The 14,199-nt window shown below is 73.6% G+C and carries 8 protein-coding genes; 6 read left to right on the top strand and 2 right to left on the bottom strand.

The features are described 5' to 3' along the window. Positions 1–5 precede the first annotated feature (5 nt). Positions 6–1,229 (top strand): cytochrome P450, encoded by a 1,224-nt coding sequence (locus tag ABTZ54_RS29130; RefSeq protein WP_351668756.1) that lies wholly within the window; start codon positions 6–8, stop codon positions 1,227–1,229. Between the two features lie 3 nt (positions 1,230–1,232). Here ABTZ54_RS29130 and ABTZ54_RS29125 read toward each other — a convergent pair whose 3' ends face one another. Then, on the bottom strand, positions 1,233–2,165 hold the full coding sequence (locus tag ABTZ54_RS29125; RefSeq protein WP_351668754.1) for a M56 family metallopeptidase: 933 nt from the start codon (positions 2,163–2,165) through the stop codon (positions 1,233–1,235). A 4-nt stretch (positions 2,166–2,169) separates the two neighbouring features. Continuing rightward, positions 2,170–2,547, bottom strand: a complete 378-nt coding sequence (locus ABTZ54_RS29120) for a BlaI/MecI/CopY family transcriptional regulator (protein WP_351668753.1) — start codon at positions 2,545–2,547, stop codon at positions 2,170–2,172. 355 nt (positions 2,548–2,902) lie between these two features. Here ABTZ54_RS29120 and fxsT point away from each other — a divergent pair, with 355 nt between their 5' ends. The 5 genes from fxsT (at position 2,903) to scpA (ending at position 14,196) form a co-directional block, all read left to right on the top strand. Next, a complete protein-coding gene (gene fxsT, locus ABTZ54_RS29115; protein WP_351668752.1) occupies positions 2,903–6,769 on the top strand; it encodes an FxSxx-COOH system tetratricopeptide repeat protein in 3,867 nt (1,288 codons plus the stop codon). A gap of 130 nt (positions 6,770–6,899) precedes the next feature. Beyond that, on the top strand, positions 6,900–7,910 hold the full coding sequence (locus ABTZ54_RS29110; protein ID WP_351668751.1) for a questin oxidase family protein: 1,011 nt from the start codon (positions 6,900–6,902) through the stop codon (positions 7,908–7,910). Between the two features lie 181 nt (positions 7,911–8,091). Continuing rightward, positions 8,092–9,930 (top strand): glycoside hydrolase family 15 protein, encoded by a 1,839-nt coding sequence (locus ABTZ54_RS29105; RefSeq protein ID WP_351668749.1) that lies wholly within the window; start codon positions 8,092–8,094, stop codon positions 9,928–9,930. 109 nt (positions 9,931–10,039) lie between these two features. Further along, the gene (locus ABTZ54_RS29100; protein WP_351668747.1) at positions 10,040–11,860 is read left to right on the top strand and encodes a methylmalonyl-CoA mutase family protein; all 1,821 of its coding nucleotides are present in this window, start codon (positions 10,040–10,042) and stop codon (positions 11,858–11,860) included. Then, on the top strand, positions 11,860–14,196 hold the full coding sequence (scpA, locus tag ABTZ54_RS29095) for a methylmalonyl-CoA mutase (RefSeq protein ID WP_351668745.1): 2,337 nt from the start codon (positions 11,860–11,862) through the stop codon (positions 14,194–14,196). The genes ABTZ54_RS29100 and scpA overlap by 1 nt, the downstream gene beginning before the upstream one ends. Positions 14,197–14,199 lie beyond the last annotated feature (3 nt).

Raw genomic sequence — 14,199 nt, 5'->3', positions numbered from 1 at the left:
ATTCTGTGACACCTGATCCCCTCGCCCTGGACCCCATCGCCCTGGACCCCGTCGTCCTCGATCCTCATCTGGACCTGCGGGACCTGGCACGGACGCTGCGGGCGCGCGGCAGTGTCGTCCCGGCGCGCTGGCCCGGTGGCGTGGAGTGCTGGGCCGTCGTCGGCTACGCAGAACTGGAAGCGGCGCTCACCCGGCCGGAGTTCGCCCGCTCCCCCGCGCACTGGCGGGCGCTGCGGGACGGGGAGATCCCGCCGGACTGGCCGATGCGGGACCATCTGACCCGTCAGTGGATGCTCACCGCGGACGGCGCCGACCACACCCGGCTGCGGCGGGTGGCGGCGGGGGCGTTCGCCCCGCGGCAGGTCAAGGCGCTGGCGCCGTCCGTCGCCGAGGCGGTCGGGCGGCTGCTCGACGAACTCGCCGCGGCCGCCCGGCCGTTCGACCTGCGCGCGGACTTCGCCCTGCCGCTCGCCCTGGACGTGCTGTGCTCGCTGCTCGCCGTCCCCGACGACGAGCGGCCACGGGCCACGTCCCTGGTCTTCCGGGCGCTCTCCCGGGCCGCGCTCACGCCGGAGGAGTCGCGGCTCCTGAGCGCCGAGATCCGCGCGTACCTCGACCATCTCCTGGACCGGCCGCCGGGCCCCGGCGAGGACGGCGGGCTGGTCGCGGCCCTCAGGGAATCGGCGGAGTCCGGTACGGGGCTGAGCCGGCAGGAGGCCCGGGACACCCTCTGGCTGTTCCTCGCGGCGGGCTTCGACACGACCGTCGCCTCGCTCGTCAACGCCGTACGGGCCCTCCTGGAACACCCGGCCGAGCTGCGGCGCGCCCTCGACGGGGCCGTGACCTGGGACGAGGTGGTGGAAGGGGCGCTGCGGTACGACGCCGGCGTCTTCGCCCTGCCCTTCGCCTTTCCGCGCACGGACGTCACGCTGGGCGGGCAGTCCCTCCGGGCGGGCGACGCGCTGCTGCTGTGCTACTCGGCGGCCAACCTCGACCCGGCCCCGCACGGGGACGGCGCCTTCCGGCTCGGCGAGAACGCCCCGCATCTGGCCTTCGGCCGGGGCGCCCACTACTGCGTCGGCGCCCCGCTCGCCCGGCTCCAGCTCCGTACCGCCCTGTCCGCCCTCTTCACCCGCTTCCCCGCCCTGCGCCTGGACGCGCCCCCGGGCCCGCCCACCTCCTCGCTCACCATCAACACGGTCACCTCCCTGCCCGTGTCGGCCGGCTAGGCGCTAGAGCGTCGTGGCCGTGTGGAGGATCGCGTACAGCGTGACGGCCGAGTTCGCCGAGGCGACGGCGGACGCGGCGGTCCCCACGGCCGCGGCCCAGGCGGCCATGCCCGTCGCCGTGCCGACGCCCGGCCAGGCGCGGGCGACCGGTGCCGGGGCGAGCAGGGCGGCCACCCGCCTCGGGACGGGGCCGGGGGCGGCGAAGCCCGCGAGGGTCGGCGGCGGGGCCCCGGCCGGTGCCAGGGCGGACTTGCCGATGGCGCGGGCGACGACCCGGCGGCTGCCGACCCGGGCGGCGGCCTCCTCGTCGGCCCAGCGCTCGGCGGTGTAGGCGACGGCCGTGCTCAGCGGCCGGAGAAAGGGGTTGGCGCGCGCGGCCACCCGGACGGCCAGGAGGAAGCGGTGGTGACGGCCCTCCAGGTGGGCCCGCTCGTGGGCGAAGAGCGCGCGGCGCTCGCGTGAGGTCAGCCGCGCCAGCATCCCTCGGCTGACCACCACCCGGTCCCGGCGTCCGCCGGGCAGCGCGTAGGCGTAGGGGACGTCGTCGGGCAGGACGGCGACGGCGCGGGCGGGCAGCGGGGCGAGGGCGCGTTCCGCCCGCCGTCGCACCCGCCGGTGCCGCAGCAGCGTGCCGCCGCAGGCGACGAGGACGGCGAGGAGCGCCGGGATCGCCAGCCGGCCGGCCACCTCGTCGTACGGCACCGCCGCCCGCACCTCCGGGTCGGACCAGGCGTCGGGCAGCGGGTTGCCCGGCAGCTGGGCGGTGCCGACGACCATGAGGAGCGCCAGGCACAGCGTGCTGCACAGCGCGAGGACGGCGGCGACGGCGGTCAGCATCCGGGTCGCGGTGCGCGGGTGCAGATGCTGTTCGGCGAGCCGCGCGACCGGCCAGGCGGTCAGCGGGAGGACGAGCGGCAGGAAGACGAAGACCCCCATGGCGTCAGTCCTCCTCGTCCTCCCCGGCCTGGGCCAGGAGGTCCCGCACCAGCCGCTCCTCCGCCGACGAGAGGCCCGTCACGAAGCGCGCGAGCACCGCCTCGCGGTCGGACTCCCCGTCCAGGACCCGGCGCATCCGCAGCGCGGCGAGACCCGCCTCGTCCGCGACCGCCGTCCACTCGAACGACCGGCCGGCCCGCTCCCGCGTCACGGCGCCCTTCGCGTGCAGACGCGTCAGGATCGTGATCACGGTGGTGTACGCGAGCCCGCCACCGAGCCGCTCCTGCACCCACCCCGCGGTGACCGCCCCGTCGGCCGCCCGCAGCGCGGCCAGCACCAGGGTCTCCAGCTCACCCCCACGCCGTCGCGGAACACCCGCCATCCACCTCACCACTCTCCTGGACCGGCCGCCCATCGTACTGACGCGACACCGGACGTCCCACCGGCGTCCCACCGGCGTTGGTCTGGGGGACGCCGGACGGGTGCCGGGGCCCGCGGCCTAGCTCCCTTCCGTACCCGAGGCCAGCAGCCACGTCACCACCGCCCGGGCAGCTCCGGAGACCGCTCCCCCGAGCACGGCGAGGGCAACCTTGAAAGACATGGTGCGTCGCATCGCGAATCCCTTTCCCGTGAGATCAACCGTGCTTCAACTCTGGGTGCGCCACAGGGTGTTGCGCCAAGCGATACGCGTTGCGGATGCTATGGGACACATCGACGCGCTTCTGGGGAGAGACCGGGTGGACAACGAGCCGGAAGAGTACGCCGAAGGGGAGCTGGTCCCCCTCGGGCACGACGCGATCTTCCTCATGAGCGGGCTTCACCCCCTAGCCGATGTCATCACCGGGGAGCGTCGCGAGCTGGCCCTGGCACTGAGGCAGTGCTTCGGCAGCCTCAACATCTCCGTGCGCAGGTACTCCGTGCTGCACAACTACAGCGCCAGTAGCGTCAGCCGCTACCTCAGCGGTGAAACCGTTCCGCCGCAGCGGTTCATCGCCGTACTGATCGACGAGGTCGGCAAGGAACGTGGGCACCCGATGTCGCACGAGGCGCGCAGCCGGCTGACAGGCCTGCAACGGGTGGCCCTCAAGGTGGCCAGCCCACGGGCGTGGAAGGTCCAGGATCTGGAGGACCAGCTGGCATCCGCGCTCCAGGAGAAGGCCGTCGCGCGGACCCAGGCGGATGCGGTGGCGAAGACACTGCTGGAGTACCGCGATCGCGTCGTCGACCTGGAGAGTGAACGCATGGCTCTCACGCAGGAGGCGGACCGCAACCGCACCGCTGCGGTCGAAGTCGACGTGTTGCGCCATGAGCAACAGCGGATACGCGCCGATCGCGAGGCGCTCCTCCGGCGGGTGGCCGAGCTGGAACAAGCCCTGGACTCGGCCGAGCGGCGTGTTGCGCAAGCCGAGCAACGCTGCTCCGAACTTGAGCACACGCTGCTGACAGCCGACCAGGCGGCCGCGGCCGAAGAGCAGCTGGATCGTGTGCGCGCAGGGGACGCGCTGGCCCGCAGCCAGGCCGAGCTGCTTGAGCTCCAACGGGAGGTGGAACGTCTTCGGCAACGCTCTCAGGCAGCCTCGACCGACCTCGACGCTCGGAGCTCCTCACCCCTACGGGACAACGTGCTCAATACGACGATCGTCTCGTCGAGCCTCAGCCGGCCATGGGCGGTCTGGATCGCACAGTGTCTGGAGACACACGGCCACCGTGCCACGATGCAGCGCTGGGCGATATCCGACGACACGACGGTGGAGGGCTACCTGGCAGACCTGCTGCTGGCCCGAGGCCAGGTGCTGCTCGTCCTGGACGACCGGTTCTTCCAGGTCGGCCAGCGCGCGGCCGACGAGTGGAACGAGGCGCTCCGAGGTTTCGTCGCCGCCCACGCGGATCGCTTCGCCGCGGTCAGCATCACCAACCGCTCTCTGCCTCCAGCGGCAGCCCTGCTGGAACCCGCCAGTCTGTGGGGCATCGCCGAGCAGGAGGCCGAGGACCGGCTGCTCCGACGCCTCGCCGTGCAGGCGCGCCGCGCCGCCGAACGACGAGCCCCGAAGGGGTCGTTCGTCCGCTTTCCCGACACCCCGCCCGATATCTGGGGTGAGGTCCCGCGCCGCAACCATCGCTTCACCGGCCGCGACGACCTCCTCACGGAGCTCCAGGAACGGCTCGTGGACGCCGAGCGCGGCAAGGCCGCCTGCACCCTGCTCGGCATGTCCGGCATCGGCAAGACCCAGATCGCCGCCGAGTACGCCCACCGCTTCAGCCTCGACTACGACGTCGTGTGGTGGGTCAACTCCGACGACCGCGACGTCCAGCGCGACCGCTTCGGCGAGCTCGCCGCCGAACTCGGCCTCGCTACCGGCAGCGAGCCGGGCGAGCGCATCCGCGCCGTCCGCGAGGCCCTGCGCCGCGGCGGCCCGCACAGCCGCTGGCTGGTCGTCTTCGACGGCTGGGACGACACCGACGGCGCCGGCGTGCTGCTGCCACAGGGCCCCGGCCACGTTCTCATCACCTCCCGCAACCGCGGCTGGGGCGACCACACCGACATCCTCGAAGTCCCCAGCTTCGACCGGGCCGAGTCCACCGGGTACCTCATGCGGCGCGCCCCGCACATCACCGCGCCCGAGGCCGACGAGGTCGCCGCCGAGTTCGGCGACGTACCCCTGCCGCTCGTCCAGGCCGCCGCCTGGCTCGGCGAGTCCGGCATGGAGGTCCCCGAATACCTGCGCATGGTCCGCGACGGGCTCCCCTCCACCGTCGGCCAGCCGACCTCGGGCGACGGCTTCCCCAACGCCTCCCTCACCTCCTGGTCGACACTGATCAACCGGCTCCGCCGCGCCCAGCCGCAGGCCATCGACGTGCTCAGCCTCTGCGCGTCCTTCGCCCCCGGGCGCATCCCCCTCGGCATCGTCCGCGCCTACCCCCAGGCCGACCTCCCCGAGGACCTGCGCTGGATGGTCACCGACCTGCCCGCCTGGAACCGCGCCCTGGACACCCTGGTCACCTACTCCGTCCTCACCCGTGACGCGCGTGGACCCGCCGGCGAACTGGGTCCGCACCAGGACTCCGTGCACATGCACCGGCTCGTCCACAAGATCATCGCGGAGCTCACCGACGGCGAACACCGCGTCGCGCACCGCAGGGCCGTCCGGAGCCTGCTCGCGGCGGCCGACCCCGGCGACCCGTTGGACAGCCGCAACTGGTCACGCTACGCCGATCTCCTCCCCCACCTGGAGCCGTCCGAGGCCCTGACCAGCCGCGACTTCCGCGTCCAGACCACCGTCCTCAACTGCCTGCGCTACTGCGAAACCAGCGGAGACGTCCAGGCCGGTACCCATCTGGCCGACAAGGTCCGCGCCACGTGGAGCGGTTTCATGAGCCCGCTCGCCCAACCACAGCTGGTCCTGAGCCTTGAGCAAGGCGCGATCCTGCGCTCAAGGGGCGAGTTCCACGACGCCCATGACCTGCACACGGCTCTGCACGAGCGGCTGACAGGCGCGGCCCCGAGAAACAAGAAGGCCATCGCGCTGTGCGAGAACGCCCTCGCCGGCGACCTGCGCCATCTCGGTCACTACAGCGACGCAGAGACCCTGCAGCGCGACGTGCTGGCCAGGACCGCGAGCCTCCTCGGCTACACCGACCCCGTCACGCTCGCCGCCCGCCGCAACCTCGGCGCAGCCCTCCAGGCCAACGGCCACTACCAGGAGGCGCATGACCACCTCGCTGCCGCACTGGCACAGAGCGAGAGGGTGCTGGGGCGCCGGCACCGCCACACCCTTGAGGCGAGCATGGCGGTCGCCCGCAGCCTGCGTCTGCTCGGCGAGTACCACCAAGCCCTCATCCGCCAGCAGGCGACGACACGTCTCCACATCGAGGTTCTCGGTCGCACGCACCCACAGACCCTCAAGGCCCGCGCCGAGCTCGAACAGTGCCGGCTCCACGCGGGAGGGCCCAAGGAGGACATCGCCGCCTCGATGGCCACCCTGCTCGACGAGATGGAGCAGGCCTTCGGCCGAGCGCACTTCGTGACGCTGTCGCTCATCAACGACTACGGCAACCTCCTGCGCGAGACCGGCGACCTCGACCACGCGAGGGAGCTGATCCACGAGGCGGAGGCCGGCTACCGCGCTCTCCTCGGCCCCGCCCACCCGATCGCGACGGGCATGGTCGCCAGCACCGGTCTCAACAGGCACGCGGGCAAGGGCCAGACCGTTCGCGAGCGAGGCGACGCCCTGTCCATGCTGGAGGCCGCGCTCGCCGGACTCTCCTCCTCCCTGGGCCCCGACCACCCCTGGGTCCTGGGCTGCGCCCTCAACGCTGCCGCCGCCCGCAATGTCAACGGCCGGGTGAGGGAAGCCCTCGAACTCAGCGGGGACACATGGCGCCGGGCCCGGCAGAGCCTCGACGCCACTCATCCGCTCACCCTGGCATGCCAATTCGGCTACGCCATCGACCTGCGCGATCACGGCCAGGACGAGGAGGCGAGCAAGCTCGAAGAAGAGGTTCAGCTGGCCCTCGTCCGCACTCTGGGCAGCCTTCATCCGCACACGTTGTCCGCCCTCCAGGGGAACCGGCCCCACTGGGATTTCGAGGCATCCATCGGCTGAGCGATCCGAGCGGGCCGCACGGCCTAGGTCCGGCCTGATTCCGGCCCGATTCCGGCCTAGGTCCGCCGTCCGTCGGCCGTACGTCCACGGCCCGTTACGCGGTGGCCGGCGGCCGCCTACCGTCCTGCCCATGGATACGACAGGGACGCTCGACGAGGCACTTCAGCGCCTCCACTCCGCCGGGCCCGAGCGGCTCGGGCGGCTCACCAATCACGCGCCGATGGCCGTCGAGGCGCTTGCCGCGCATGGGCGGGCGGGGGCGGTGCACCGGTGGCTCGATCGGTACGCGTCGCGGCTGGAGGAGTTTCCGGTCGGTGTCGAGCCGGTCACGGACGACGGCTGGCGGGTCGCGCTGGGGGATCCGCGGCGGGTCGCCGACTGGATCGGGTACTTCGGGCGCGCGGTGGCCGAGCGGCCCTGGCGCGAGGTGCTCGCCGTGTGGTGGCCGCGGCTGCTGCCGGGGTTGTACGGCGGCTCCACGCATCCCGTGATCCGGGTCGGGCACGCCGTGCGCACCCTGCTCGCGGGCGAGGGCACCGCGCCTCGGCTGGCCGAGCTCGCGCACGGCCTCGGCTACTGGGCCGCCCGGCACCGGCCCGTCGAGGGCCTCGCCCCGCTGCCCGGCGCCGAGCGGGCGGCGGACGCGCTCGACGCGGTGCGGCCGATCGCGGTGCGGGACGGCGGCTTCCCCGACCGGCTCGCCCGGGTGGACGCGCTGCCGGTGTGGGCGCCGGGGGTGACGGACCCGGAGGAGGCGCGGGCGCTGCTCGCCGAGCTCGTGCGGGCGGCCACCCACCGGTACGCCACGCACGGGCACGGCGAGGAGACGATGCTGGTCCACGCGGCGACGGCGCCCAACGCGGTGCTGCGGACCCTGTCGGCGCTCCCCCGCGAGCTGTGGGCGCCGAGCCTGCGGGCCGCCTGGACCGCGTCGGCGGCGGTGACCGCCATGTACGCGCCCGACGCCCCCGTCGCGTACACCCCGCCGGGCTCCCTCACGGCCGAGGAGGTCTTCGAGCGGGCCCTGGCGCACGGCGACGAACACGTCATCAAGCTGACGGACACGGCCCTGGACATCGGCGACGGGCCCGCCCTCGCGGCGGCCCTCCGCGCGATCGAGCTGAGCGAGCCGCTGCGGTAGGGGCGGGAACCGGCGGCGGGCGGGGCCGGAACCTCCCGCCGGGCCTCGCCCCCCTCACCCGTTCGGCCGACCCCGCCTGGTCGCCCCGCCCGATCGCCGTGAGGCTCGGGACACGGCGGGGTCGTCGGTGGGCGGTCCGGATCGCCGCCCGTTTCCTGGCCGAGGAGCTGCCGTGTGCCCGGTGCGCCGTTATCCGCCGATCGCCGACCACGGGCTCGTGGGCGACCTCCAGACCGCGGCGCTCGTCTCGTCGGACGGGGTGGTGGACTGGTTCTGCTCGCCCCGGTTCGACTCGCCCAGCGTCTTCGCCGCGCTGCTCGACCATGAGCGCGGCGGGCACTTCGCGGTCACCGTCGACGCCCCGGACGTGACCACCCGGCAGCTGTACTTCGCCGACACCGCCGTGCTCGTGACCCGGTTCCTGACCGCCGACGGGGTCGGCGAGGTCGCCGACTTCATGCCGGTGGACCGGCCGGAGACGGCCACGAGCCGGCACCGGCTGATCCGGGTGATGCGCGTGATGCGCGGCCGGGTGCGCTTCTCGGTGGAGTGCCGGCCGCGCTTCGACTACGGGCGGGCCGGGCACGAGCTGAGCCTCGACGCCTCGGGCACGGCCACCTTCGTGGGGGCCGGGGTCAAGGCGGTGCTCCAGACCGCCGGGCCCGTCGAGCTGCGGAGCGACGGGCGGGACGTGCGCGCGGCGGTGGAGCTGGCGCAGGGGCAGGCGGCGGCGGTCGTGCTGACCCTGGACGAGGCGGGCGGCGCGGCGCCGCCGCCGGTCGACCGGGCGTCGCTTACGGAGGACTTCCGGCGGACCCGCGACTTCTGGCACCGCTGGATCCGCCGCAGCCGCTACCGGGGCCGGTGGCAGGCGGACGTCAACCGGTCGGCGATCACGCTGAAGCTGCTCACGTACGCGCCGACCGGCGCCCCGGTCGCCGCGGCCACCATGGGTCTGCCCGAGCAGATCGGCGGCGAGCGCAACTGGGACTACCGCTACACCTGGGTGCGGGACGCCTCCCTGTCGGTGCACGCGCTGCTCGGTCTCGGCTACGAGGAGGAGGCGGACGCGTTCCGGCGGTGGCTGGGGGCGCGGCTGCGCGAGCAGCGGACGGTGACCGGCGAGCCGTTGCAGATCATGTACCGGGTCGACGGCGATCCGTACCTCACCGAGGAGACCCTGGACCACCTGGAGGGGTACCGCGGCTCCGCCCCGGTCCGGCGGGGCAACGGTGCCGCCGGGCAGCTCCAGCTCGACATCTACGGCGAGGCGGTCTTCGGTCTCGCCCGCGCCGGCGGGTCCGGCACGCGGCGGATCGACTGGGACGGCTGGGTCGCCCTGTCGGGTGTGCTCGACTGGCTGACGACCCACTGGGACCGGCCCGACGAGGGCATCTGGGAGACCCGGGGCGGGCGGCAGGACTTCACGTACAGCCGGGTGATGTGCTGGACCGCCTTCGACCGGGGCGTCCGGCTCGCCACCCGCTTCGCCCGGCCCGCCGACCTCGCGGGGTGGGGCGCGGCGCGCGACGCGATCCTGCGTCAGGTGATGGAGCGCGGCTGGAGCACGGACCGCCGGGCCTTCGTGCAGCACTACGGGAGCGAGGTGCTGGACGCCTCGCTGCTGCTGATGCCGGCGGTCGGCTTCATCTCCCCGTCGGATCCGCGCTGGCTGTCGACGCTCGACGCGATGGGCTCGGAGCTGGTCACCGACAGCCTCGTCTACCGGTACGACCCTGCCGCCTCGCCCGACGGGCTGCGCGGCGCCGAGGGCACCTTCTCGCTGTGCAGCTTCCTGTACGTGGCGTCCCTGGCCCGGGCCGGGCGGCTGGACGAGGCGCGGTACTCCTTCGACAAGATGCTGACGTACGCGAACCACGTCGGGCTCTTCTCCGAGGAGATCGGCCCGACGGGCGAGCAACTGGGCAACTTCCCGCAGGCGTTCACCCATCTCGCGCTCATCTCGGCGGCCATCGCCCTGGACGAGGAGCTGGACGGGGAGCCGGGCGCCGAACCGTAGCGACGCGTGCTTGCACGGATGCGGTCCGCCGTTCAAGGCCGATCAGGGGAGGTCAAGGTCACAGCGGATCCCCCTGCGCTCCTTTGTGAGGCTGACCTAGCATCCGAGCATGACTGTGCTGCCTGACGACGGCCTTCCGCTGGCCGCCGAATTCCCCGCAGCGACCCATGCGCAGTGGCAGCGCCTCGTGGCGGGCGTACTGAGCAGGTCGGGCAAGGACGTTCCGGACACCGAGGCCGAGGACGTCCTGTCCACCGCGCTCGGGGACGGCCTGCGGGCCCGCCCCCTGTACACGGGCGACGACGCTCCCGACACTGCCGGGCTGCCCGGGTTCGCGCCCTTCGTCCGGGGCGGCCGCGCCGAGGGCAACACGGCGAGCGGCTGGGACGTGCGCCAGCGGCACTCCGTGGCCGACCCCGAGGCGGTCCTCACCGACCTGGAGAACGGCGTCACTTCGCTGTGGCTGGCCGTGGGCCCCGACGGCATCCCCCTGGGCGGGCTCGACCGGGTCCTGAAGGACGTGTACCTCGACCTGGCCCCCGTCGTCCTGGACGCCGGGGCGGAGACCCCGGCCGCCGCCGCCGAACTCCTCGACGTCCACGCCCGGCGCGGGATCGCGCCCGAGGCCGCCCTCGGCAACCTCGGCGCCGACCCGCTGGGCACCGAGGCCCGTACCGGCGCCGCGTACGACGGCGACGGCTTCCCCGCCACGGTCGCCCTCACCCGGCTGTGCGCCGAGTCCTACCCGGGGCTGCGCGCCCTGACCGTGGACGCCCTGCCGTACCACGAGGCCGGCGGCTCCGCCGCGCAGGAGCTGGGCGCCTCGCTCGCCACCGGTGTCGCCTATCTGCGGGCGCTGACGGCGGGCGGGCTGACGGTGGAGCGGGCCCTCGGGCAGCTGGAGTTCCGTTACGCGGCCACCGCCGACCAGTTCCTGACGATCGCCAAGCTGCGCGCCGCGCGCCGGCTGTGGGCGCGGGTCGCGGAGGCCTGCGGGGCTCCGGCGGCCGGGGCGCAGCTCCAGCACGCGGTGACCTCGCCGGTGATGATGACGGGCCGTGACCCGTGGGTGAACATGCTGCGGACGACGCTCGCCACCCTGGCGGCCGGTGTCGGCGGCGCCGAGTCGGTCACGGTGCATCCCTTCGACCACGCCCTCGGTCTGCCGGACGCCTTCGCCCGCCGGATCGCCCGCAACACCTCGACGATCCTCATCGAGGAGTCGCACCTGGCCCGGGTGATCGACCCGGCGGGCGGCTCCTGGTACGTGGAGCGGCTGACCGACGAACTCGCCCACGCTGCCTGGGAGTTCTTCCAGGGCATCGAGCGCGACGGCGGGCAGGCGGCGGTGCTGCGCTCGGGCCGGATCGGCCGGGACCTGGCCGCCACCTGGGCCGAGCGCTCCACGGCGCTGGCCAAGCGCCGCGAGCCCGTCACCGGCGTCAGCGAGTTCCCGCACCTGGGCGAGAAGCCCGTGGTCCGCGCGCCCGCCCCGGCCGGGCCGACCGGCGGCCTGCCGAAGGTGCGGCGCGACGAGGCGTACGAGGCGCTGCGCGCCCGCTCGGACGCGCATCTCGCGGCGACCGGCGCCCGCCCGAAGGTCTTCCTGGCCGCGCTCGGGTCCGCCGCCGCGCACACCGCCCGGCTCACCTTCGCCGCCAACCTCTTCCAGGCGGGCGGCATCGAGCCCGTCACCGAGGGCTCCTTCGAGGACAGCGGCGCCGTCGAGGCCTGTCTGTGCTCCAGCGACGCGCTCTACGAGGAGCGGGCCGAATCCGCCGCCGCCGAGCTGCGGGCGGCCGGTGCCGGGCATGTGTCGCTGGCCGGGCGGCCCGGCGCGTACGCCGGTGTCGACACGTACGTCTTCGCGGGGTGCGACGCGGTCGCCGTGCTCTCCGCCACCCTCGACCGCATGGGAGTGTCCTCCTGATGGGAATCCCCGACTTCACCGGGATCGGCCTGGGATCCCCCTCCCCCTCGGGCAGCGCCGAGGAGTGGCGCGCCGCCCTCAAGCGGGCCTCCGGCGGGGACGACCTGCTGTGGGAGACGCCCGAGGGCATCGGTGTGAAGCCGCTGTACACCGGGCGCGACCTGGAGGGCGTGGACTTCCTCGGCGCGTACCCCGGCGTCGCGCCGTATCTGCGCGGCCCGTACCCGACGATGTACGTCAACCAGCCGTGGACCATCCGGCAGTACGCGGGCTTCTCCACCGCCGAGGAGTCCAACGCCTTCTACCGGCGCAACCTGGCGGCCGGTCAGAAGGGCCTCTCGGTCGCCTTCGACCTGCCGACGCACCGCGGCTACGACTCCGACCACCCTCGGGTCACCGGCGACGTCGGCATGGCGGGCGTGGCGATCGACTCGATCTACGACATGCGCCAGCTCTTCGACGGCATCCCGCTGGACAAGATGTCGGTGTCGATGACGATGAACGGCGCGGTGCTGCCCGTACTCGCGCTGTACATCGTGGCGGCCGAGGAGCAGGGGGTGCCGGCCGAGAAGCTGACGGGGACCATCCAGAACGACATCCTCAAGGAGTTCATGGTCCGCAACACCTACATCTACCCGCCGAAGCCGTCGATGCGGATCATCTCCGACATCTTCGCCTTCACCTCGCGGAACATGCCCCGCTACAACTCCATCTCCATCTCGGGCTACCACATCCAGGAGGCGGGCGCGACGGCCGACCTGGAGCTGGCGTACACGCTGGCCGACGGGGTCGAGTACCTGCGGGCGGGCCGGGAGGCGGGGCTCGACGTGGACGCGTTCGCGCCGCGGCTCTCGTTCTTCTGGGCGATCGGCATGAACTTCTTCATGGAGATCGCGAAGCTGCGCGCGGCCCGGCTGCTGTGGGCGAAGCTGGTGAAGCAGTTCGACCCGCAGAACGCCAAGTCGCTGTCGCTGCGCACCCATTCGCAGACCTCCGGCTGGTCGCTGACGGCGCAGGACGTCTTCAACAACGTCACCCGCACCTGTGTCGAGGCGATGGCGGCGACCCAGGGGCACACCCAGTCGCTGCACACCAACGCCCTCGACGAGGCGCTGGCGCTGCCGACGGACTTCTCGGCGCGCATCGCCCGCAACACGCAGCTGCTGATCCAGCAGGAGTCGGGCACCACCCGGGTCATCGACCCGTGGGGCGGCAGCGCGTACGTGGAGCGGCTCACCTACGACCTGGCGCGCCGGGCCTGGCAGCACATCCAGGAGGTCGAGGCGGCCGGCGGCATGGCGCAGGCCATCGACGCGGGCATCCCGAAGCTGCGCGTCGAGGAGGCCGCGGCGCGGACCCAGGCGCGGATCGACTCGGGGCGGCAGCCGGTGATCGGCGTCAACAAGTACCGGGTGGACGGCGACGAGCAGATCGAGGTCCTGAAGGTCGACAACTCCTCGGTGCGGGCCCAGCAGATCGAGAAGCTGCGGCGGCTGCGCGAGGAGCGCGACGAGCGGGCCTGCCGGGACGCGCTCGACGACCTGACGCGGGCCGCGGGCGGCGAGGGCAACCTCCTTGAGCTCGCGGTGCGCGCGGCGCGCGCGAAGGCGACGGTGGGCGAGATCTCGGACGCCCTGGAGAAGGTGTACGGACGGCACGCGGGCCAGATCCGTACGATCTCCGGTGTGTACAGGAACGAAGCGGGCGCGTCCCCGTCCGTGGACGGCACCCGCGCCCTGGTGGACGCCTTCGAGGAGGCCGAGGGGCGCCGGCCGCGCATCCTGGTGGCCAAGATGGGCCAGGACGGGCACGACCGCGGCCAGAAGGTGATCGCGACCGCCTTCGCCGACCTGGGCTTCGACGTCGACGTCGGCCCGCTCTTCCAGACCCCCGCGGAGGTCGCCCGGCAGGCCGTCGAGGCGGACGTGCACATCGTGGGCGTCTCGTCGCTGGCGGCGGGCCACCTCACGCTCGTGCCCGCGCTGCGGGAGGAGCTGGCCGCGGAGGGCCGCGAGGACATCATGATCGTGGTCGGCGGGGTCATCCCGCCCCAGGACGTGCCGGTCCTCCTGGAGATGGGGGCCGCGGCGGTCTTCCCGCCCGGCACGGTGATCCCGGACGCGGCGGCGGACCTGGTACGGCGCCTGTCGGCGGAGCTGGGGCATGTGGAGCCGGGGCACGTGGGGGCAGGGCACGTGGGGGCAGGGCACGTGGGGTCGGGGCACACGGCTTCGAGCCACACGGCGCCGGACCACACGGCGCCCGGCCACACGGCGCCCGGCCACACCGAGCCCGGCCACACCGAGCCCGGGCGGCCCGCGGGGCACGGCCGCTGATCC

The sequence above is a fragment of the Streptomyces sp. NPDC094032 genome (assembly GCF_040303965.1).
Classification (GTDB): domain Bacteria; phylum Actinomycetota; class Actinomycetes; order Streptomycetales; family Streptomycetaceae; genus Streptomyces.
Note: the sequence above shows the minus strand (reverse complement) of the source record. Positions and strands in the feature narration are given on the sequence as shown.